The organism is Acidimicrobiia bacterium, assembly GCA_035471805.1.
Taxonomy (GTDB): Bacteria; Actinomycetota; Acidimicrobiia; order Spongiisociales; family JAHEDJ01; genus JAHEDJ01.
The window spans coordinates 48394-71538 of record DATIPS010000058.1 but is presented as its reverse complement, the minus strand read 5'-3'; the positions used below and the strand labels follow the sequence as shown (position 1 = coordinate 71538).

Here is a 23145-nt window from a genome sequence, read left to right as displayed (position 1 = left end):
GCCGGCCCGGCGCCACCGTCAGGAAGTCACATCTCTGGCAAACTCCTCGAAGACGGCGACGTAGTGGTCGAGTTCCTCGTCCGAATGGGAGACGGACAGGGTCCACTGCTCATCGGCCCCGGGCGTCATGTAGACGCCGTTGGTCATGTGATACAGCCAACCCAAGTAGTTGAGGTCTTCGTCGAACCCGGCTACGTACGAGCGGTAGTCGATCACAGGCTCCTTGGAGAACATCACACAGCCTTTGGAGGACATCCCGACGGCATAGGCCGGCAAACCGTAGCGGTCGCACACATCCTGGCACCCTGCGAGGATCCGGCTCCCGGCGTCTTCGAGCTTCTGATATGCGCTCCCATCCAGAACCCTGGTGAGGGTCGCTTCGGCGGCGGCCATCGTCAGCGGATTGCCGTTGAACGTGCCGATCTGGGTGACTTTGCCGCTGCTGATCTGACCCATGATCTCCTCGGTTCCAAGGACGGCACCGATCGGGGTACCGCCACCGGTCGCCTTTGCCAGGGAGATGAGATCGGGGACCACCCCGTATCGCTCCACAACCCCACCGGGAGCGATCGTCGCTCCTGTCTTGACCTCGTCGAAGATGAGCACGACTCCGTGCTTCGCGGTGATCTCGCGTACGGCTTCGAGATATCCATCCAGCGGAGGTACGACTCCGATGTTGAGCATGATCGGTTCGATGATCATCGTCCCGATGTCATCGCGCTCGCTCAACGCCTTGTCCAGCGCATCCGCATCATTGAACGGGACCACGACCGTCAGGTCGAGCAACGCAGCGGGGATTCCTGCGGTCTGCGGTACGGAGACCGGCCTGGCGCGCGGACCTATCAGCTTGGGATCGGGACCCACCGAAACCATCACCGCATCGTGGTGCCCGTGATACGACCCCTCGACCTTTATGAGTGCGTCCTTGCCGGTGAATGCCCGGCTCAGGCGCACCGCGTCGAGAGTTGCCTCAGTTCCCGAGTTCGAGAACCTGACCTTCGGCAGCCGGAACCTTCTCGAGAGCTCCGTTGCCACCCGGACCGCGGCCTGATTGGGCGCCGCGAAATGGGTGCCCTTGGAAGCCGCATTCGCGATGGCTTCGACGATCACCGGATGAGCATGGCCGACGACCATGACGCCGAAACCGTTGTGGTAGTCCGTGTAGACATTTCCGTCCAGGTCGATGACCCGCGATCCCCGCCCTTCGACGATGTAGACGGGATGGGGCGGCTGATCCTGGAATGAGGAGGCAACGCCGGCCGGCAGGACTCGCTTCGCCTCCTCGACGAACTCACCGGATCGGACGGTCTGCGCGAGCAATCGCTCCTCCATCTGCCGGGTGAGCAACGCGATACGATCGCGGTCGATGTTTGCGGTCATGGTTTCCTCCGTGAGTGTCTGGCGATCTCGAGCAACGTGACGGCGGAGCCGGCGTCTGTCTCTTCGCTCAAATGGTCGGGTAGCTCCGGTCGCATCAAGAAACACCCCAGTTGTAGGTTTGCTTGGCCAGGCGGAGGTACGTGAAGACTTCCGCGTACAGCACTCCCGTTTGCATCCGGATGCCCTGCAGGACCTCCATCAACCGGTCCGTGTTCGTACACACGATCTCGGCGAGAAGATCGAACCGACCGGCCGTCAACACCAGATAGACGACCTCGGGATGGGCCTCGACCCCCTCCAGTACACGATCGATGTCGCCCTGCACCTTGATGCCGACCATCGCCTGGGCCAGCTGGCCGGTTGCCGTCGGATCGGTGACCGCCACAAAGGAGATCACATCGTCCTCGATCAGCTGTAATACCCGCTGCCGGGCGGCTGCAGGTGATAGATCGACGAGCGGGCCGAGCTTGGAGAACTGCATTCGACCGTCGGTCTGCAGTATCCGGATGATCTTCTTGTCGATTTCATCGAGGCGGGACCGAGGATGTTTGACGGCAGGTTCTTCGGCCATGGTTACCCACCCTCGATCAGCCCGGGCACGGTCGTATTCGGATTCAATCGCACTGGATCACACATCCAAGCTTAACACTCGAACATATCGCCTGTTTCGACATTTTCGCTTGCCATGCCGACAATTGCAATCGATAATGTCGGGGAACGACCCGGCGAGCGTGGTCGGGGCATGAACGCTGCAGAAACGGGAGGTCCAAGCACACGGACTGTGAAATCGTATGCCACCCGACCGGCAAAGCTCACGTCCGCCAGGTAGCCTCGAATCGGCGGCGGACCTGCACAATGGTGAGCGCCACTAGCAAAACCGGCTATGCGGATCACGGGAAACCGGATCCCATTCGTTGAGGAGGTCACGTGACCAACGAGCGAACATCACGACGTCGTGGCGGGCGGGACGCCATCATGAGAGAGCTATCCCGACAAGGGATAGACAGACGAGAGTTTCTCAAGAGGGCCGGAGGAACCGGCCTCTTCATACTCGGCGGTTCAGCGCTCCTGGCCGCGTGCGGTGTCGATGGATCTGAGACCACGACGACCGCGGCTTCCGCAGGGACCACCGGAACGACGGCCGCCTCCGGGCCGAGGAAGCTGGTGGTTGCCAACTGGCCCTTCTACATCGACCCGGGAGGCGACGACAGTTACTTCGAGACATCGACGCTCGACGACTTCATGGCGGAAACCGGCATCGCACTCGAGTACATCGAGGAGGTGAACGACAACGACGGCTTCTTCGGCAAGTACCAGGCGCCGCTGAGCGCCGGGCAGAACATCGACCGGGACATCGCGGTTCTGACCGACTGGATGGCCGCCAGGTTCATCCGACTGGGCTGGACCGAGGAACTCAACTACGCCAACATCCCCAATGCCGCCAATCTCGTCGACGCGCTGAAGAGCCCCGGATTCGACCCCGATCGGAAGTACACCCTGCCTTGGCAGTCGGGCTTCACCGCCATCGGATACAACCCGGCGCTGACCGGACGGGAACTCACCTCGGTGAACGACATCTTCGATCCGGCTTTCGGCGGCAGCGTGAGCATGCTGACCGAGATGCGTGACACCGTGGGCCTCGTCATGCTCGGAATGGGCATCGATCCGGCAACCTTCACGATGGACGAGGCCAGGCAAGCCATGGACAAGATCCAGGAAAACGTGGACAACGGCCAGATCCGCCAGTTCCTCGGCAACGACTACGGGCCGGAACTCGCGCAAGGCAACCTGGCTGCCGCGTTCGCCTGGTCCGGAGACGTCGTTCAGCTTCAGCTCGACAACCCGGATCTCCAGTTCCTGGTTCCTGAAGAAGGCTTGATGCTGTGGTCGGACAACATGCTGATCCCCAAGGGTGCCACCAACAAGGCTGAAGCAGAAGCGTTCATGAACTACTTCTACGACCCGGTCGTGGCCGCCAAAGCCGAGAGCTGGATCAACTTCATCTCACCGGTGGCCGGCGCGCAAGAGGCGCTGCGCGAGCTCGGCGCCGAGATGGGCGACGAGGAACTGGCCGCCATCGCAGACGATCCTTTGATCTTCCCGGATGCGGCGACCCTGGCCAAGACGCACATCTTCCGCGATCTGACCGAGGAAGAGGAGACGGAGCTCAACGAGATGTTCGCCGCTGTAACCGGTGGATAATCGGGTGACCGATCGGCCTGTAGAGACGGAAGGCGGGTTCGGGTCACCCGAACCCGCCGCCGTCGAACTGTTCAACATCACCAAACGGTTCGGAGACGTACTCGCCGTCGACGACCTGACGCTTGCCATCGGAGAGAACAAGTTCTTCGCCCTGCTCGGACCGTCGGGCTGCGGAAAGACCACGACCCTGCGCATGATCGGCGGGTTCGAGGACCCAACTGAAGGCACGATCAACCTGCACGGCGAGGATGTCACCGGCCTGAAGGCCTACCGCCGCCCCGTCAACACGGTCTTCCAGAGCTATGCGCTCTTTCCCCATCTGTCGGTTTTCGAGAATGTTGCTTTCGGTTTGCGCCGGACCAACGTCGAGAAGAGTGAACTGGATCGGCGGGTAGGCGAGATGCTCGAACTCGTTCAGCTGGCCGGCCTCGAGAACCGGCATCCCGGCAAGCTGTCGGGAGGTCAGCAGCAAAGGGTGGCGCTGGCGCGCGCTCTGATCAACCATCCCCGGGTGCTGCTCCTGGACGAGCCGCTCGGCGCGCTCGACCTCAAGCTTCGCAAGGAGATGCAGATCGAGCTGAAACGCATCCAGCAGGAGGTCGGCATCACGTTCATCCACGTGACCCACGATCAGGAGGAGGCCATGACGATGGCCGACACCATCGCGGTGATGAACAAGGGAAAGATCGAGCGGATGGGCGACCCGGCCGAGATCTACGAGGACCCGAGAACCGCGTTCGTTGCCAACTTCCTCGGTGGTTCGAACCTGATGTCGGTATCGGTCGTCGATCGAGCGGCCGGGTCGGTGGCAACGGCAGACGGCACGGCGCTCTTCGTCAGGCCCGAGGCACTCGGTACCGGAACCAGCACGCTGCGTGTGGGCGTCAGACCGGAGAAGTTGAACGTCTACCGGCCGGGAAGCGGTGATGTCCCCCCGAATGTTCTCACCGGCAGGATCCTGGACGCGTCATTCATAGGTGTCAGCACCCACTACGTGATACGGACCGGAACTGCCGGCGATCTGACCGCCGTCGTTCAGAATCTCACGGGTGATCGCTTCGCCTCGGGCGAGGAGGTCACCGTCGGCTGGCACCCGGAACGAAGTTTCGTCATCCATGACTAGCACGACGGACGACGCTCCTTCGCTGGTGAACGTCGGCGCCCGCAAGGCGGCCCGCCGACGCAAGGCCGTGCCCTATCTGCTGCTGCTGCCGGGCGGCCTGTGGTTGGCGATCTTCTATATCGCCCCGATGGTCCAGCTCGTCGGTATCTCGCTGCAGGAAGGGAGCTACCAGACCGGGTACCAGATGACCTGGCGATGGGAGAACTATGCAGATGCTTTCTCACTGGCAGGCGAGCATTTCCTTCGCTCCTTCCTGTACGCCGGCGCAGCGACGGTACTCGCGCTGCTGATCGCCTATCCCCTCGCCTACGGCATCGCATTCCGCGGAGGCAGGTACAAGAATTTGTTGCTGGTTCTCGTGCTGATGCCCTTCCTGACCCCCTTCTTGCTCCGCACACTGGCATGGAAGGTCATCCTGGCCGATAGCGGATTCGTCGTTGAGGCACTCAAGACGCTTCACATCATCTCTCCGACCGGGCGGGTCCTCGCCACCGGCTGGGCGGTGATCGCCGGAATCACCTACAACTTCCTGGCCTTCATGACCCTGCCCATCTATGTGTCACTCGAGAAGATCCACCCGTCCATGATCGAGGCGGCGAACGACCTCTACGCGAGACCTGTGACGGCCTTTCGGAAGGTCACACTGCCACTGTCCTTGCCCGGGGTCGTGGCGGGAACCTTGCTGACTCTGATCCCGGCGGCAGGCGACTTCGTCAACGCGAGCCTCCTCGGCAATCCGCAAAGGTTGATGGTCGGCAACATCATCGACAACCGTTTCCTGCGCATCGTGGACTATCCAACGGCGGCAGCCCTCTCGTTCTCGTTGATGCTGGTGATCCTGGCCATCATCATCCCGTACGTCCGCGCATCCGGCACCGAGGACCTGGTGGCGTAGATGGCCCAGTCTGCAACCACACGCCGGAAGCCGTCGGTTTGGGCCTGGATCAAACGCCGGATCCTGCCCGCCTACATGATCATCGCCCTCACCTACCTGTTCATGCCGGTGGCGATCGTCATCCTGTTCTCGTTCAACGACCATCAGGGACGGTTCAACTTCACGTGGCAGGGATTCACGCTCGACCATTGGCAGAACGCATTTGGCGTCCCCAGACTCTTCGACTCTCTCGTTACGAGTCTGCAGATCGCTTTCCTCGCTTCGGCCGTTGCCACACTCCTCGGGACGCTGATTGCGCTGGCGCTGGTCCGCTACCGGTTCCGGGGTCGATCGATGACCAACCTGGGGCTCTTCCTGCCGATGGCAACCCCTGAGATCGTGATGGGATCCTCGCTCCTCACCCTCTTCCTCGTCCTGGGCGTTGCCCGCGGATTCGCAACGATCGTCATCGCTCACATCATGTTCAACATCAGCTACGTGGTGGTGACCGTCAAGGCAAGGCTCGCCGGATTCGATCGACATCTCGAGGAAGCAGCCATGGATCTCTATGCGAATGAATGGACGACCTTCCGGAAGGTAACCCTGCCGATGATCCTGCCCGGCGTGATGGCGGCGTTCCTGCTCGGGTTCGCACTTTCGTTCGACGACTTCATCATCACCAACTTCAACTCGGGCAACACGATCACCTTCCCGCTGTTCATCTGGGGTGCCGCACGCGTCGGCGTCCCGGCGCAGGTGAACGTCTTCGGTGCGGCGATCTTCTTCATCACCGTTTCGATCATGTTGCTCAACATCCGATTGCAGCGGCGAAGGGGATGAGCCCGCCGCTCACAGTTTCCTTCTGGACGGAAGACCGGCCTCGTTCCGATCAACTCGCCGCAGGTTCCAACCTGCCGGCAGACTGCGACGTAGCGATCGTCGGCTCAGGAATCACCGGGCTCGCGGCCGCGCGCCGTTTCCGGGCGGCCGGCAAATCGGTCGTGGTTCTGGATTCTCTCGAGCTGGCCGGCGGAGCGAGTGCGGTCAACGGCGGCATGGTCATCTACGGGCTCAAGGCCTCCGCAAGATCGGTGTTCGCCAACTATCCGCCCGCCCTCGCCCAGGAATTGTGGGACGCGTCGATGCGCGCTATCGATGTCGTCGAGGAGGTGGCGTCCGGAATCGATTGCGATTTCTCCCGGTCGGGGTCGCTCGAACTCGGATACAACGAGCGAGACGTCGGACTCCTGCGGGAGGAACAGGCCTGGCACCGGCAGGCGACCGGACTGGACCTGATGTTCCACTCCGGAAACGAGATGAGGTCGGTGATCGGCAGCGACCGGTTCTCAGGGGCCCTGACCGAGCCGACCAGCGCAGGCGTCCATCCCGCCCGGTACACGTTCGGACTCGCCGAGCAGCTGCTGGAGGCCGGTGCATCGCTCGTTCCGCATGCACCCGTTGAGTCGATCGAGCGCTCCGGCAGCCGGTTCTCGGTACGCACCGGGCGAGGCATGCTGGCTGCACCGCAAGTGCTGGTGGCCACCAACGGCTACACCGGGCATCTGGTGCCCGGCCTTCGACGCGGAGTGATACCAATCGGCAGCTATTCCGCGGTCACCGAACCGCTGCCGCCCGAACTGGCCGAACGCCTCATCCCCGGCAACAGAATGGCCTGGACGGCGCGCCGGTTGCTGAACTACTTCCGGCGGACACCGGACAACAGGATTCTCATGGGCGGCCGCCGGAACATGTCCCCCGACCTCGACCTCCTGGAGAGCGGACGGGATCTCGGCCGTCGAATAGTCGAGTTCTTCCCCGAGCTGGAGGACGTGCCGATCACCCACGTGTGGAACGGACGCCTCGCCGCCACTTTCGATCTGATGCCGCACATCGGCACCATCGACGGAATCTGGTACACGCTCGGATACGGCGGCCACGGACTCGGACTAGGCACCTACCTGGGCGACGAGGTCGCTCGTCTGATGATCGGTGAGATCGACCGAAGCCCGTTCGCCGAGATCGGACATCCCCACCGGTGGTACTACCGATCTCGGCCGTGGTTCCTCCCGGCAGCGGCCGCCGGCTACCGGATACTCGACCGCTTCAGCCGCTGACCCTCGCCGACCCCGTCCGACGGGTCGCCCGACCGCCCAAGGCTCAGGCCCGGCCGAGCACCAGCGCCAGCAGGGCCATCCTGACGTACATGCCGTACTCCATCTGCCGGAAGTAGGCAGCGCGGGGATCGTCGTCGACCTCCATGGCGATCTCACCGACACGGGGCAGCGGGTGAAGCACGGCCATCTGCTCCTTGGCGTGCTTCATGGTCTCCGCAGTGATCACGTACGAGTCTTTCACCAACTCGTACTCGTCCACGCTCTCAAAACGCTCTTTCTGGATACGGGTGACGTAGAGGACGTCGGTGTCCGGCAGGACCGCGTCGAGGTCGGGGGTCTCCAGTTGCGCGATTCCCGCCGCCCCAACCTCAGCTACGAGGTCGGCCGGCATCTTGAGTATCTCGGGCGAAACGTAGTTGAGCTTCACGTCGAACATGGTCAAGAGTTTGGCCAGCGAATGAACAGTGCGCCCGTACTTGAGATCTCCGAGCATTGTCACGGTGAGCCCGTCGAGAGTCCCCATCTCCGCCAGGATCGTGAACGCATCCAACAGCGCCTGAGTTGGATGCTCGCCCGGGCCGTCGCCGGCGTTGATCACGGGCTTGGAGGCGGCTGCGGCAGCTTCGGCCGCAGAACCCTTTTCAGGGTGACGGATAACGATCGCGTCCGAATAGGACTCCAGAGTCCTGACGGTGTCCGGCAAGGATTCGCCCTTCGAGACCGACGAATACGTGACGTTGTTGATCTGAATCACGCTGCCCCCGAGACGCTCGATCGCCGCCACAAACGACGAAGACGTCCTGGTCGAAGGCTCGTAGAAAAGGTTGGTCAGGACCTTGCCCTTGAGCAGGTCGAATGAACCGATGCGCTCGACCATCCCGCGCATCTCATGGGCGACCGCGAAGATGGTGTCCAGATCCGAGCGATCGAACTGCGAGACCGAGAGGATGTCCCTTCCGAAGAATCGCGGATCCCTCTTCTCGCCGAAAGGAAGGTGCTCGGTGGTACGCAGCGTGGTCATGTCGTATCTCCTTCGATTCGCCGCTGATCCGCGCCGGGTGCGGCAGCGCACCGTGTCCCGGGCAGAAAAAAGGCCGCCCCCTCGGGCGGCTTCTCAACGAACGGCTTGTGGCTCATCGAGACGCCACCATAGCCGAACGGCGATCCTGCGGAAGACATATTCGCGCCTATTCGGAGATTTCACGATCGGGAGCCCGTCCACGCCGTAACCCACCGGCAGGTCGAAGGCGGACGGACGCTGAGGCTGAACACACGGAAGAACACAAACCGGGCGAGCCGCGCCGAGGGCGTGGGCCCTGTTTCATCCACAACGCGGGACCGTCACCTTCGCCTCGAGGTCGGCATGCCCCGACCCGGGGAAAGCAATCAAGGGTGCTACTCGACCTGCCGAATATCTAGCCATGGTCGAGCTACAGGGACTACGCGCCGGGACAGATATCTCCGCGGCGCGCGACGCCGTCGACGACACGGCATCCGCCATCGAGCGAACGGTGGTGCGCGGCCTCAGTTGGGGTGGAGTCGCGCTCGGAGTGCCGCTGATCATCGCCGCCACCCTGTCGAGAGACGCGGGTGTCGGCTTCCTCGGGGCGCTGTCGATCGTCACCGCGGGTTTTGCTTTTCTCCAGATCAACCGCGGCAGTATCAACGCCCCGCAACTGGTTCTGGTGGTCGCCACACTGGCCGCGCTCCAGTTGCCGGTCCAACCGGCAGAGCGTTGGAGCCCACTGCTGGTTGGAGTAGCGGCGATCGGCGCGGTTGGACTGCTGTTCCTACCCAAGAAGCACCAGAAATGGTACCTCGCCTACCTGGGTACGATCTGGGCGCTGCAGCTGGTGTGGGCGGCCGACCGGGGCGCCGGGATCTTTGCCGGGGACCGGGAAGCCCACCTCTTCACGATGGCTCTCCAGGTCGCGGTCTTCGTGATCATCGCCGGCGCCCTCCACAGGATCTCCAACGCGGTGAGAACCAGCGAGCTCAGCTACCGCTCTCTGTTCGACAGCGCACCGACCTCGATCTGGCAGGAGAACTATCTCGACACTGCAGCCATCCTCGACCGCCTCCGCCGGGACGGTGTCGAGGACCTCCGCTCGTATCTCGGGGACCATCCTGAGGTCCTCGAGGCTGCCATCGCCGCCATAAAGGTGACCGACGTCAACGACGCGGCGGTCGACCTCGTCGAGGCCGGCAGTCGCGCCGATCTGATCGGACCGATCAACCCGACAACCATCGATGCCGGCACCTATCTGGCCTTCACCGAACAGATCCTGGCCATTTGGGAGAAGCGATCGAGTTTCTACATCGACTTCTCCGGATCAACCCTCCGGGGGAACCCCATCGACTGTGTGATGCACTGGGAGGTGCCGTTCCATACCAACGGCAACCCGGACCTGAGCCGCGTCGTGCTTTCGATCGTCGACGTGTCCCGGCTCAAGAGAGCCCAACGCGACCTGGCAGCGAAGAACGCCCTGCTGGATCACGTGGCGAGAGCCCAGCGACGGTTCATCCAGGACAACGGCAACCGCCTGCACCAGTTCGGGCCACTCCTCGACGACCTGCTCACCCTGACCGCCAGCCCATGGGGGGTAATCGTCGAAATGGACGAGGCCGGCCAGATGCAACTCCAGGCCACCCAGGGCGAAGGCTGGAACCCGGCCGGGCAGACCCAACAGGCTGCGCCGGGAGGACTGATCGGGCTGGCCCTCGGGACCCGGGAAGTCGTGATAGCCGACAGACCGAACGCTGAGGATCTCCCCCTGTTCCCAGGCGATGCTTCCGCACTCGATTCGGTAATGGTCGTACCTTTCGGGCTGGACGGATCGGTTTCCGGTGCCTTCGCCGTCGCCAACCGTCCCGGCGGGTACACCTCGCGAATCGCCGAGGACCTGGAGCCGTTCGTAGCCACGGTCGCAGGCCTCGCCGACGCGATCCGAACCGAACAGAAGCGGCGGACTGCGGAAACTGCTCTGCGGGAAGCGAAGGAGACGGCCGAGCGAGCCACAGACGCCAAGTCGCAGTTCCTGGCCAACGTCAGTCATGAGATCCGCACCCCTATGAACGCCATTCTCGGAATGACCGAACTGACCCTCTCCACGAATCTCACGGCCGAGCAGCGTGAGTACCTGGGGACGGTGAAACTGTCTGTAGACGGCCTTCTAACGCTCGTCAACGATCTTCTCGACATCTCCAAGATCGAAGCAGGGCGGCTCGAGCTGGAGGAGATACCGTTCAGTCTCACCGAGACGGTCGGCGACACCATACGGACCATCGCAGTGAGAGCGGCAGAAAAGGGACTGTCACTCGACTACGAACTCGACCCGCAGCTCCCGGACGCGGTCGTCGGTGACCCCGGGCGACTTCGCCAGATTCTCTTCAATCTGGTCGGTAACTCGGTCAAGTTCACCAATGTCGGTCGTGTTCTCGTCAGCGTCAAGGGGGAAAGAGTCACCGACACGGACATCGACCTGCACGTCTTGGTAGCCGATACCGGCGTCGGGATACCCGAAGACAAGCAGGAACAGATATTCGAAGCCTTTGCCCAGGCCGACGGATCTACCACCCGCCGCTTCGGCGGCACGGGCCTCGGGCTCACGATCACCGCGGAACTCGTCGAGAAGATGGGCGGCAGAATCTGGGTCGAGAGCGCCCTCGGAGCCGGCAGCACCTTTCACTTCACAGCGACTCTGGGTGTAGCCGACGACACCGCCGTTCTTCTCCAATCCCTCGGCCCGGTTGCGTCCGGGAAGATACAGACGCTCCTCATCACGGACTCGCCGGCCACCCAGCGGAACATCGTCGAGATGCTCCGACAGGGCAACGTCGCGTCGGTCGGGGCGACCGATCTCTCCACTGCGGTCAGCGTGATGCTCGAGGTCGAGCAGCTGAACAGGCGACCCAACGTCATCATCGTCGACACCGAGCGAACCACTTTCGAGGTTTCGTCGCGGGTATTGCGACTCGGAGAGTTCTCAGGCATCCCGATCATTGCCTGCCCGAGTTCGGGCCGGCGCGGCGAAGCTGCCGAATACAGATCGATCGGTGTGGCCGGATACCTCGCTCGACCCTATGACGCCTCCGAGCTCCTCGAGATGGTCAGGGTTCTCAGCAGACCGTCCCGACCCGATCAGCTGGTTACCCGCCATTGGATCCGGGAACGGCGCACACGGATGCGGGTCCTCGTGGCCGACGACAGCCCCACGAATCGGCGACTTGCGTTGAGGCTCCTCGAAAAACGCGGGCACGTCGCGGTCGCAGTCGAGAACGGCTACGAGGCAGTACGGTCGGTCGCAGAGGGCAACTTCGACGCCGTCCTGATGGATATCCAAATGCCGGGGATGGACGGCCTCGAAGCGGCCCGGGTCATTCGCGACAACGAGAACGACGAGACCCACATTCCCATCATCGCTCTCACCGCTCACGCGATGGATTCCGATCGAGACAGATGTCTGAAAGCCGGTATGGACGGCTTCCTCTCCAAGCCTTTCCGAGCGGAAGAGCTGTTCGCCACCCTCGAGCAGATGGTGCCCGGCAACCCGACGCGCACCGATCGGTCCGGCTTCGCCGATCAAGCCGGCCGGCCAAGGGTATTCGACCGCCAGGACGCCCTCGGCAGAGTCGAGGGGATGCTCGACGTTCTCGCGGAAATGGCTGATCTCTTCATGGTTGAGCTCCCGGAGCTGGTCGGGGCCATCAAGACCGGGATCGACCAAGGAGACTTGAGTGCAGTCGCCAAGGCTGCCCACCGCCTGAAGGGCAGCTCCAGCCTGCTGGGGGCCACCGCAGTGTCCGCAGCCGCCGGAGATCTGAACGATGTTGCCAGGGCCGGCGACCGGCAGGGAGCCGGCGGCGCATGGGTAGAACTCGAACTCGAGATCTCGCGCCTCGAGCCCGAGCTGCAAGAGCTGATTCTCGATGCGGGGCTGATTCCTCAGCGGCCGGCCGGGCCACACCTTCCCCCCTCGTCCCGACAACCATCAAACATCGATGCGAGTTGAGAAACTGCGCACCGCCGAGTGAGCTCCGGAGTGGCGGCGGCCATGAGATGACCTACAGGATCGAGCAAACCGCTCCGCGCACCCGGCTCACCGACCCGTCGGGTATGCCGATCGGACGGCCCGCGAGGCGTTGGGCGCGTCGTCGGTGGAATCATCAGAGCCCGCAGCACCTCTCATTGTCGGGTCGGGTACCAGCCTGACAAGGGCCAAGCCAATCCCCTCAACGGAAACGAAGAGACCCATCGAGATCTTCGCTTCCGGCGCCGGGGCTATGGATTGGGCCGGGGAACAGCTCGAGAATTCCCGATTGCGGCGCGAGCGTGGAAGACTTTCGGCATGCCCCTCCCGACCATTGCCCGACCGGCTGAATACATCCGCAGCCGCTTGACGGCCGGTGTCACCGATCCATTCAGCCACGCCGGCTACCCGCTGGCTTCGACACTGGACTACAGAGGTGATCCCGGGCTATTCGGTCCGGATTCGGTGACATGGCGGGTGGTCGGCGACGTTGCAGCATTCGTCGGCGGGATTCGGGCGTTGCTCATCCAGGCGGCGCATCCGGAGGTGGTGGCGGGGGTGGCCGACCACTCCGCCTACCGGTCCGATCCTCTCGGAAGACTCTCCCGAACGTCGGCGTATGTGACCGCTACTTGCTACGGCGCGATGCCCGAGGTGGAGCAGGCCGTTGACGTCGTGCGAAGGGCGCACCGCCCGGTACGCGGCAAGTCCTCGAGGGGCCGGAGTTACACGGCCGCCACCCCCGAGTTCGCAGCATGGGTACACAATGCGCTCACCGAATCATTCATGACCGCCTACCAGGTGTTCGGACGCGACCGGTTGACGTCCGAAGAGGCAGACCTGTTCGTGAGCGAACAGACAATGGTCGGATCGATGCTTAGTGCTGATCCCCTGCCGGGCGAATCCGCCGCACTGTCGGCATGGGTCTCCGAGCATCCGGATCTGGATTCGTCCACCGGCATGCAGGAGGTCATCGGATTCCTTCGCGACCCCCCGCTGTCGAGGTCACAACGAATCGGCTACAAGCTCCTCTTCAACGCGGCGGTCGCAACGGTCCCGGCCCGGTTGCGGCTGATACTCGGCGTCCGGCGGGTTCCGGGATCGGTTTGGGTCGGCCGCCGCACCGTCGGCGTGCTCAGGTGGGCGCTCGGCTCTTCTCCCTCCTGGAACCTCGCTCTGATAAGAACAGAATCGCCCGTGCCGGCGGGACTCTTCCGCCAGCCGCCGCCGATCAGCCCGCCGACCGCCGGTTGAGCCAGCCAGCGGGAGATCGAACGCCCGACAGACGGGAGTCCGCACACGGAGAAGCCCCGCGATGTTGCAACATCCCGGGGCTTCCCTTTCGTGAACACCGCCTGGTGCCCACTCACCCATCGCCGTGGTCCGGCAGTGAGAGCCCTTCTGTATCGGCCCGTCAGCCGCCTACGTATCCCGATCGGATCCTCATCGTACGACCAACTCGCCGGGGTTGTCGAGGGGTTGGATTTCGCGTTCTTCGACCCGGCTAGGGAATCGGCAGCTTCTGCTCGAGCACGCGGCCCAGTATCCGCCTCGTTTGCGGCGGAACATTCTCGAATGAGATCTCGAGTCCTGCAGCCACTGCCTCGTCCGCCACGCTCTTGAGGACGAGCGCGCCGGTGTAGTCGATCCGACCCAGATTGCCGAGATCGAATACCATGGCTCTGGCCTCAGGATGGCTCGTCAACAACGCCAGCAGCGCTTCATTCAGCTGCGGCGCAGAGCCGAAGTACAAGACTCCGGTCGGTGTCAGATGCAACGTCCCGCCGTCGTAGCTCGCTTGCACGCCGATTTTGATCTCGCGCCACAGGTGAATGAGGATTCCGAGCCCGATCCCGACAATCACGGCGATCTCGATGCGAGGGCTGAGAATCAGAGTCAGGAGGAAAGTCGTCCACAGCACCGTGGTCTGGGGTTTCGAATAGCTCCACATCGACCACAAAGGCGAGATCCGGATGAGGCGGGCGACTGCAGAAATCACGATGGCTGCGAGAACTGCCTGGGGTAGCGGAGAAAGCACGCCGGCGACCGGGAGGAAGGCCAGCACCGCAATCCCGGTGACGGCACCGGACCAACGGGTCTTGCCACCGGCCAGACGATTCACGGACGAGCGGGAGAACGACCCGCCCACCGGAAAGCCGCCCGAGATGCCGGAGGCGAGATTGGCGATGCCCTGGCTCACGAACTCCTTGCTCGGGTTCCAGGTCTGACGATCCTGGGCGGCGAACGTGCGCGAGATGGCGGCCGCTTCGGCAAACCCGACGAGTGCAATGACCACACCGCTGACGAGCAGCGACGGCAATGAATGCCACGGCAGGTCGAGCGAAAAGGGCGGTAGGCCGGCCGGAACGTCTCCGACGATGAATCCTTCGTAGCCGGACATCGTGCTGTAGAGGATCCCTGCGATGACTGCCACCAACACGCCGGGGAAAAGCCGATGCAGCCTCCGCCCCCCTACAACCAGCCCGATGGTCGTCAGCGATATTACGACGGCCGCCGGATCCCATTCTGAGAAGTGGGTCAGTGTCCACCAGAGCTTTCCGAGGATTCTGGAGGCCGGGGCCGACACGCCGACCGCGGTGGGGAACTGTGAGGAGAGAATGAGGATTGCCGCGGCAGAGGTGAACCCGATCAGTACGGGCTGCGACATGAAGTAGGCGAGAAACCCGCCGCGGGCGACCCCGATCAAGGTCCGCACCGCCCCAACGATGAGCGCCAGCAAGGCGGCCAGCGCCACGTACTCGGCGGTGCCCGGCTCGGCCCCTATCCCTCTCAGAGCTCCGAAGGTCAGCAAGGCCGTCATCGCCACCGGCCCTGTCTGGAGATACGGGGATGAAGCGAGGAAGGCGGCGGCAAGGGGCGGCAGCGCAGCCGCGTACAGGCCAACGAAGGGCGGCAAACCGGCCAGTTCGGCGTAGGCCAGCGATTGCGGGACGAGGATGAGGGCAACACTCAGCCCGGCGATGACGTCCCCCGTTCGCGGGCGGCCTCTCTTTCCTGTCGGCGGCGTCAAGTCTCCGCCTACAGCAGGACGAAAACGACGGCGACGACCGTCATGATCAGCCCCAGCGCAGTGATCACGATCGGGCCGGTGGATGCGGTCTGGAACATCCCTTCTTCGAGCTGCCTCCGCACTCGCTCGTAGCGAAATGTTGCGTAAACGAGCGCCGCAGCCCCCATGGCCACCATGCTCAACCCGGCGATTTCCGCCGCCACGCCCTGCAACTCAATGAGCTTCTCCACGAGGACACCCAGACCGATGATGCCGAGCGCAGTCCTCACCCAGGCGAGGTAGGTCCGCTCGTTGGCGAGATGGTCGCGCGCACGGCTTCCGTTGTTCGGAAGAATCGGGCTCCGGGGAATGCTCACGACAGAGAGGTTACCCGGGTTCCGGAGCCGGCCACCCGTCACTTGGAAAGGGCGCACTCATTGCGGCCGACTTCGAGTTCCTTCGCCTTCTCTGCGTCGGGCCTGAGCAAGCCCAGGTTCACCTTTCGGATATCGTTGTAGATCGCCGGGGGCTCGCCGAGGTGGGACACCACGAAATCAACGAACTCCGACTCGTCCGCAATCGAGACCACCGGATCATTCTCGAGCAGATCCCCGAGATTGCGGCGCAAGGTCCCGTCGTCACGCGATTCGGCGCGGCTCGTGTAGTGCGCGGGGCAGACCTCGAGGTTCGGATCGAGCGGCGACAACTTGACATGAATCGTGTTGAACAGGTCCCTGGCCCAGGGCTCGGTCTCGCCGCCGAGATCCGGCCGTCCAACGCCGGTCACGAACACGGCATCACCCGTCATCAGGAATCGTCCGTGCACTTCGAGTGATGTCGATCCGGGAGTATGCCCGGGCGTCGCCACCGACCGTACGATCATCTCAAGCTCGCCGAACGTGAACACCTGGCCGTCCTCCAGAGGCGAGTACTCGAAGACCGCGTCCTCCGCATCGCCCGGCGCGATCCGGTAGGTGCCGCCGGTGCGCTCGGCCATCGCAGCGCCGATCGATATGTGGTCGGCGTGGAGATGGGTATCGAAGATGTCGGACAGTTTCGACCCGTAGCTCTCGGCCAGCGCCAGGTAGCGGTCGATGTCGGCGGCCGGATCAATGACGGCCATGTTGTGACCGCGCGCACCGACGGCATAGGACAGGCACGCCTTTGCCATTCGATCCAGCTGGATCACGAAGTGAGTGCCGTCGTCGAAAAGGACTCGCGGTATGAGCGTGTTAGCCCACAGGTCCATGCCACCATCGAGGTTCTTGACGTTCGGCTTGTCCATCATCTCAACCACCATGCCCGAGGATCCTCCGTGCGCGCAGATAGCTATCACGTCGCGATCGTCGGGAAGCGTGGCGGCGATGCCTTCGATGTCTCCAAGCGCCGTCCAGTAAGGCACATTCACCGTGTCGAGCGCCAGTTTGCCCTCGATGCGCCAGCGTTCGAACTGGTCCCCGGCACGCAAGTCGAGGATGTAGGGGGCGTTCTCGGGATCCTCGATCCGCGCGGCAAGATCGTCGGTGGTAATCGAGCCGGGCATTGGTCTCCCTCCTCACAGGCAATCTCGGTGCCTGACATGCATATCGGCGCATGTATCTTATGGGAGGGCAAGACGCGCGGCAAGGGGTTCTTGAGCGTCTGGAGGCCGGGACTCCGGCTACCGGCCGGCTGCGCGCGACTCGCTACCCGAGCCTGCCTGCTCTGCCATCACCTCGCGCAAGAGATCGATGGCTTCGACGATCTTGACCGAAGTCAACGAGTAGAACACCCGTTGAGCATCTCTGCGGGTGCAGACCAGACCGCGGTCCCGAAGCACCGCGAGATGTTGCGATACATTGGCCTGAGGCAAGCCCAGATCGTCGCACAGCTCCATCACGGAGCGCTCACCGCCACGGAGGGCGTTGAGGATGAGGAGGCGCTTGGGGTCCGCTATGCCCTTGCAGACCCTGGCGTGCAGCGCGGTTAGCTCGTCGGCGACGGATTGCATCTCAAGAACATAGCCGACCGGTCCGACCTCATCGTGCTCGCTCAGAAAACCCCGGGAACCGGTTGACGCCCGCAAGCGGCCGTACCAAGATTCGCCGAGGCGCATATGCGCGCAGGGGGACGAGCCCACGAGAAGGAGGGACGATGACCGATACTGCTCATCAGACCGAACCTGTCGCCGATAAGACGACTCCTGAGAAGGAGAAGATGGTCATCATCGCCGCTTCGGGCGATCTGGACAAGGCCTGGCCGGTGCTCATCCTGGCCACCACCGGTGCCGCCTACGGCATGGATGTCACGGTCTTCTTCACCTTCTGGGGACTCGGCATCCTCAAGAAGGAGGATGCCGGCCTGACGGGCGACGACTGGCGCCAGAAGATGCTTTCGATGTTTCACAACGCGTCGCCGTCCAAACTCGGATTGTCCAAGCTCCATTTCGCCGGCATGGGCCCGGCAATGATGCGCGGCCTGGCGGAAGACCACAACGTCGCTTCCGTACAGGAGTTGCTCGAAATGGCGATCAGCCTCGGAGTGAACCTCTGGCCGTGCCAGATGACGATGGATTTGATGGGCCTCAAGGATGAGCATCTCATCGACGGCCTCTCCGCACCCGTCGGGGCGGGTTCCGCAATTAGCCTCATGAAAGAGGCTTCGATCAGCTTGTTCATCTAGAAAGGAGAGCACATGGCCGACATCATCGTCGACGCTCGCAATCTTCAATGCCCGATGCCCGTTCTCAAACTCAGTCAGGCCGTCAGCGGTGCCGCCGCCGGCCAGACAATCGAACTCGTCGCAACCGACCGCGGCGCCCTCAGCGACATCCCGGCCTGGTCGAAGGACACGGGCAACCCGTTGAAGGAACAGTTCGAACAGGACAGCGAGTATCACTTCGTGGTCGAGAAAGCGTAGGAACCGACGAGACCTCGGGTGGGAATTGGGCTCTGTAGCGAACCTGGGAGGGCAAGCTGAGGTACGGATTTGTCATCGACCAGACGAAATGCATTGGCTGCCACGCATGCACGGTCGCCTGTAAGACCGAGCACGGGGTTCCGCTGGGGGTCAACCGCACATGGGTCAAGTACGTAGAGAAAGGCGCCTGGCCGGAAACCAAGCGTTTCTTCTCGGTAATGCGGTGCAACCATTGCACCGACGCACCGTGCGTGGCGATCTGCCCGACCACTGCGCTCAACAAGCGCTCCGACGGCATCGTCGACTTCGATACCAGCCGCTGCATCGGGTGCAAATCGTGCATGCAGGCTTGCCCGTACGACTCGCTCTACATCGACCCCAACGAGCACACCGCTCAGAAGTGCAACTACTGCGTCCACCGCGTCGAGGTGGGCCTCGAGCCGGCTTGCGTCGTCGTCTGTCCCGAACACGCCATCGTCGCCGGCGACCTGGACGATCCCACAACTGAGATCGCCGGGTTGGTGCGGACGCGGGTCACCACCGTCCGCGCTCCCGAACAGGGAACCGGCCCCAACCTCTTCTACCTGGGGGCAGACGGCGCCAGCATCGATCCCCTGGCGGCGACGAGCCTCCACGATGGCGGCATTTGGCGCGAACCAGCATCGGAAGGGTCTTTCATGGCAGTCGACCTGACCCCCGGCTCCAACGGCCGCCGGCAGACTCCTTCGGCGGCCTCGGATCATGCTGCCGCTCCACCGCGCGTCGTATACAACACCGATCACCCGGCACCGTGGGGATGGCGCGTGTCCGCCTACTTCCTCACGAAAGGTATCGCGGCCGGGCTGGCGATCGCCGTTGCGATGGCAATGCTGTTCGGCGCCTCACTCACAAGCAACTGGATGCGTTGGACGACACCGCTGGTCGCCGGATTGTTTCTGGCGCTGACCGGCGTGCTGCTGATCTGGGACCTCAAACGCCCCGATCGATTCCACTACCTGATCATCAAAGGCAACCCGGGATCGTGGCTGGTGCGGGGCGCCTACATTCTGAGCGCCTATGCGGCCGTCCTGGCCGTGTGGTTCCTGGCGGGATTGTTCGAGTTGGACGGCCTGGTCGAGATCATGGCATGGATCGGACTGCCGCTGGGCATCGCCACCGCCGGATACACCGCCTTCCTGTTCGGCCAGGCCGAAGCACGTGACCTGTGGCAGAGTCCGGTGCTGCTCTACCACATGATTGCGGGAGCTTTCGCGGCAGGCGGCGGCGTGGCCTTGATCGCCTCGCTGTTCTTCGATGTCGGGGAAACGGCCGAGCGAGCATTCGGATGGACGCTCGTGATCGGTTGCTCGGTTCTCGGATTGATTGCACTGGCCGAACTGACTACACCTCACCCGACCAGGAACATCGAGGCGGCCATGCACCACATGACCCGCGGCCACTTCGCCAGGGAATGGTGGATCGGTGGACAGCTGATCGGCGTGGTCGTTCCGATAGCTCTCGGCTCCATCATGCTCGCCGGAGGAGCCACATGGATAGGAGCCGTTGGAGGATTAGCCGCGTCGGCGGGGATCTGGTTCGCCGACGACGCATTCGTGAAAGCCGGGCAGAGTGTTCCGCTCTCGTAGGAAAGGGATCGCATGACCGCACACCGAGAGCCGGACCTCGAGATTCCCCGATTGCTGCCGGGAACCGAACTCACCAGTTTCCCGCCACCCGACCGGTGGGACGATTGGGAGGAGTACGACGCACAGGCCTGGCCGGAGAAGGTCAAGCACAACGTGCGTATGGTGCCGACCACCTGTTTCAACTGCGAATCCGCCTGCGGTCTACTTGCCGTGATCGACAAGGACACGGGGGAGATTCGCCGCTTCGAAGGGAACCCCGAACACCCGGGATCACGCGGACGCAACTGCGCCAAGGGCCCGGCAACGATCAACCAGGTCTACGACCCCGAACGCATCTTGTACCCGATGCGGCGCAAGGGTCCGCGCGGTTCGGGCGAGTGGGAGCGGGTCTCCTGGGACGAAGCACTCGACGACATCGCGGGCCGGATGCGCAAGGCGCTCCAGGAGGATCGCAACGACGAGATCATGTATCACGTCGGCCGTCCCGGCGAGGACGGCTTCATGGATCGCACTCTGAAGGCCTGGGGGGTCGACGGCCACAACTCGCACACCAATATCTGCTCGTCCGGTGCCCGGGTTGGTTACGCCATGTGGATGGGACACGACCGCCCTTCCGCCGACTTCGCCAACGCCCGATTCATTCTGCTGTTGTCCTCTCACCTGGAAACCGGCCACTATTTCAACCCTCACGCACAACGGATCATGGAGGGCAAGCAGGCGGGTGCGAAACTCGCCACCATCGACCCGCGGCTGTCAAACACCGCCTCCATGTCGGACATCTGGCTATCGCCCTATCCGGGAACCGAGGCAGCAATGTTGCTCGCCATCGCCCGGCTGCTCCTCGAATGGGACGCCATCGATCGCTCCTTCGTGGAGCGTTGGGTCAACTGGGAGCAGACCCTCACCGAGGTCTACCCCGATCGACCCTGCACGTTCAGCGAGTTCATCGCAGTGCTGAAGGAGACCTACGCCTCCTACACCCCTGAGTGGGCCGCCGAGGAGTCGGGTGTCGATGCCGACCGTCTCGTGGAGGTCGCCAGGGGGATCGCCGAGGCCGGACACCGGTTCGCCAGTCACACCTGGCGTTCGGCAGGATCGGGCAATCTGGGTGGTTGGCAAGTCTCCCGGACCCTGTGGTTCCTGCACGTCCTCACGGGCTCGGTCGGCACCAAGGGGGGCACCTCGCCGAGCGCCTGGGACAAGTTCAAGCCGACCCACTGGAACATGCCGCCCACCCACAACCGGTGGAATGAGCTCCTGTGGCCGCCCGAGTATCCGCTGGCTCACCACGAGATGAGCATATTGCTCCCCTACTTCCTCAAGGAAGGTCGGGGGAAACTCGACACCTACTTCACCCGCGTATACAACCCCGTTTGGACCAACCCCGATGGGTTCAGCTGGATAGAAGTGCTGACAGACGAGGACATGGTGGGCCTCCACGTCGCCCTCACCCCCACCTGGTCGGAGACGGCCTGGTACGCCGATTACGTCCTGCCGATGGGTGTGAGTGCCGAGAGACACGACACGCACTCCTACGAAACCCATGCCGGGCAGTGGCTTGGTTTCCGCCAACCCGTCCTGCGCGTGGCCGGCGAACGAGACGGCAAGGTATACGAGCGCACGTACGAGGCCAATCCGGGTGAGGTTTGGGAAGAGACCGAGTTCTGGATCGACTTGTCGTGGCGGATCGACCCGGACGGCGAACTGAGCATCAAGCAATGGTTCCAGTCGCCCAACGACCCGAACCGGCCCATCTCGGTCGACGAATACTACGGGTGGATGTTCGACAACTCCGTGCCCGGCCTCCCCGACAAGGCGGCCGCTGAAGGGATCACACCGCTCGAGTTCATGCGCAAGTACGGCGCGGTCGAGGTGGAGAAGGACATCTATGAGGTCCACGAGCGACCGGTCGCCTACGACGACGTCGGCATGAACGGCATTGCCCGGAGACAGGGCCAGCCGGTGGGCGTGCGGGTCCACTCGGATGTAGTCACCGGATTCAAATCGCCGTCCAAGAAACTGGAGTGGTGGTCGAAGACGATGCACGAATGGGGCTGGCCAGACCAGGCGATCCCCTCGTATCTCAAGACGCACGTCTACTGGAGAGAAATGGACATGGCCGGCAACGAGAGGATCCTTCTGCCGATCTTTCGCTTGCCGACGCTCATTCACACGAGATCCGGAAACGCCAAGTACCTGTATGAGATCAGCCACGGCCACCCTCTATGGATAAACCCGGTCGATGCCGACGCGCTCGATCTTGACACCGGTGACCTGGTGCGGGTCAACACCGACAACGGCCACTTCGTGATTCGTGCCTGGCGGACGGAAGGCATACGCCCGGGCGTCGTGGCTGCGAGCCACCACCTCGGTCGTTGGCGCCTTTCGGACGATTTCGGAAACGAGCGGTGGTCATCGGCGCTGGTGGACATCACGAAGACCGGTTCGAGCACGTGGATGATGCGTCAGAAGAAAGGAATCGAACCTTTCAAATCGGACGATCCCGACTCGGAGCGCATCTGGTGGAAGGATGCGGGCGTTCACCAGAATCTCACCTTCCCGACGCATCCCGATCCCGTGTCCGGCATGCACGCCTGGCACCAGCGGGTGCGGATCACGAAGGCCGAGCCGGGCGATCAGTACGGTGACGTGGTTGTGGACACTTCCAAGAGTTTCGAGGTCTACAGGGAATGGTTGGCGCAGACGAAGCCGGGCCCGGGGCCCGATGGAACCCGCCGACCGCTCTGGCTGGATCGCCCGGTGAAGCCAAGCCCGGAGGCTTACAGGGCCCATTGACGGGACATCAACCAGAGCCGGCAATCGACATCGGCGCACTGGCGGGGGTAACACCTCGGCCACTGCACGTGCACCGATGAGATGCCACGCACA

The 23145-nt window shown here is 63.2% G+C and carries 18 protein-coding genes; 11 read left to right on the top strand and 7 right to left on the bottom strand.

Annotation, left to right across the window (positions count from 1 at the left end; translation table 11 throughout):
• Nucleotides 1-18: 18 nt before the first annotated feature.
• Together VLT15_12405 and VLT15_12400 are read right to left on the bottom strand one after the other, a co-directional pair.
• A complete protein-coding gene (locus VLT15_12405; GenBank protein HSR46011.1) occupies nt 19-1380 on the bottom strand; it encodes an aspartate aminotransferase family protein in 1362 nt (453 codons plus the stop codon).
• Between the two features lie 94 nt (nt 1381-1474).
• Entirely contained in the window at nt 1475-1951 is a 477-nt protein-coding gene (locus tag VLT15_12400; GenBank protein HSR46010.1) for an Lrp/AsnC family transcriptional regulator, read from the bottom strand.
• Between the two features lie 356 nt (nt 1952-2307).
• On the opposite strand from VLT15_12400, the gene VLT15_12395 reads away from it, so the two are divergent.
• From VLT15_12395 to VLT15_12375, 5 genes are read left to right on the top strand one after another with little or no spacing between them, the layout of a single operon-like run.
• Nucleotides 2308-3582, top strand: a complete 1275-nt coding sequence (locus VLT15_12395) for a spermidine/putrescine ABC transporter substrate-binding protein (protein HSR46009.1) — start codon at nt 2308-2310, stop codon at nt 3580-3582.
• A 4-nt stretch (nt 3583-3586) separates the two neighbouring features.
• The gene (locus VLT15_12390) at nt 3587-4705 is read left to right on the top strand and encodes an ABC transporter ATP-binding protein (protein HSR46008.1); all 1119 of its coding nucleotides are present in this window, start codon (nt 3587-3589) and stop codon (nt 4703-4705) included.
• Complete coding sequence (locus tag VLT15_12385) at nt 4698-5600, top strand: ABC transporter permease (protein HSR46007.1); 903 nt, start codon at nt 4698-4700, stop codon at nt 5598-5600. The genes VLT15_12390 and VLT15_12385 overlap by 8 nt, the downstream gene beginning before the upstream one ends.
• Nucleotides 5601-6419 (top strand): ABC transporter permease, encoded by an 819-nt coding sequence (locus VLT15_12380; GenBank protein HSR46006.1) that lies wholly within the window; start codon nt 5601-5603, stop codon nt 6417-6419.
• On the top strand, nt 6416-7693 hold the full coding sequence (locus VLT15_12375; GenBank protein ID HSR46005.1) for an FAD-binding oxidoreductase: 1278 nt from the start codon (nt 6416-6418) through the stop codon (nt 7691-7693). The genes VLT15_12380 and VLT15_12375 overlap by 4 nt, the downstream gene beginning before the upstream one ends.
• Nucleotides 7694-7736: 43 nt before the next feature.
• Here the strand turns inward: VLT15_12375 and pyrB are convergent, their stop codons facing one another.
• Entirely contained in the window at nt 7737-8714 is a 978-nt protein-coding gene (pyrB, locus tag VLT15_12370) for an aspartate carbamoyltransferase (protein ID HSR46004.1), read from the bottom strand.
• Between the two features lie 400 nt (nt 8715-9114).
• Between pyrB and VLT15_12365 the strand changes: the two genes are divergently transcribed.
• Nucleotides 9115-12705 carry a response regulator gene (locus VLT15_12365; protein ID HSR46003.1) on the top strand — a complete coding sequence of 1197 codons (3591 nt, stop codon included), beginning with the start codon at nt 9115-9117 and terminating at the stop codon, nt 12703-12705.
• Between the two features lie 336 nt (nt 12706-13041).
• Nucleotides 13042-13977: an oxygenase MpaB family protein gene (locus tag VLT15_12360; protein HSR46002.1), complete on the top strand. Its 936-nt coding sequence runs from the start codon at nt 13042-13044 to the stop codon at nt 13975-13977.
• 250 nt (nt 13978-14227) lie between these two features.
• Here VLT15_12360 and VLT15_12355 read toward each other — a convergent pair whose 3' ends face one another.
• The 4 genes from VLT15_12355 to VLT15_12340 all read right to left on the bottom strand — a co-directional run bounded on the left by VLT15_12355 (nt 14228) and on the right by VLT15_12340 (nt 17723).
• Nucleotides 14228-15754, bottom strand: coding sequence for a SulP family inorganic anion transporter (locus VLT15_12355; protein HSR46001.1), 1527 nt, complete (start codon nt 15752-15754; stop codon nt 14228-14230).
• Nucleotides 15755-15762: 8 nt separating this feature from the next.
• The gene (locus tag VLT15_12350; GenBank protein ID HSR46000.1) at nt 15763-16110 is read right to left on the bottom strand and encodes a DUF202 domain-containing protein; all 348 of its coding nucleotides are present in this window, start codon (nt 16108-16110) and stop codon (nt 15763-15765) included.
• A 38-nt stretch (nt 16111-16148) separates the two neighbouring features.
• Nucleotides 16149-17276: an MBL fold metallo-hydrolase gene (locus VLT15_12345; protein HSR45999.1), complete on the bottom strand. Its 1128-nt coding sequence runs from the start codon at nt 17274-17276 to the stop codon at nt 16149-16151.
• 117 nt (nt 17277-17393) lie between these two features.
• On the bottom strand, nt 17394-17723 hold the full coding sequence (locus tag VLT15_12340) for a metalloregulator ArsR/SmtB family transcription factor (protein ID HSR45998.1): 330 nt from the start codon (nt 17721-17723) through the stop codon (nt 17394-17396).
• A 143-nt stretch (nt 17724-17866) separates the two neighbouring features.
• On the opposite strand from VLT15_12340, the gene VLT15_12335 reads away from it, so the two are divergent.
• The 4 genes from VLT15_12335 to VLT15_12320 are packed head-to-tail and all read left to right on the top strand — an operon-like array spanning nt 17867 to nt 23052.
• A complete protein-coding gene (locus VLT15_12335; GenBank protein ID HSR45997.1) occupies nt 17867-18394 on the top strand; it encodes a DsrE/DsrF/DrsH-like family protein in 528 nt (175 codons plus the stop codon).
• 12 nt (nt 18395-18406) lie between these two features.
• Nucleotides 18407-18631 carry a sulfurtransferase TusA family protein gene (locus VLT15_12330; GenBank protein HSR45996.1) on the top strand — a complete coding sequence of 75 codons (225 nt, stop codon included), beginning with the start codon at nt 18407-18409 and terminating at the stop codon, nt 18629-18631.
• A 56-nt stretch (nt 18632-18687) separates the two neighbouring features.
• The gene (gene nrfD / locus VLT15_12325; GenBank protein HSR45995.1) at nt 18688-20256 is read left to right on the top strand and encodes an NrfD/PsrC family molybdoenzyme membrane anchor subunit; all 1569 of its coding nucleotides are present in this window, start codon (nt 18688-18690) and stop codon (nt 20254-20256) included.
• Between the two features lie 12 nt (nt 20257-20268).
• Nucleotides 20269-23052 (top strand): molybdopterin-dependent oxidoreductase, encoded by a 2784-nt coding sequence (locus VLT15_12320; protein ID HSR45994.1) that lies wholly within the window; start codon nt 20269-20271, stop codon nt 23050-23052.
• Nucleotides 23053-23145 lie beyond the last annotated feature (93 nt).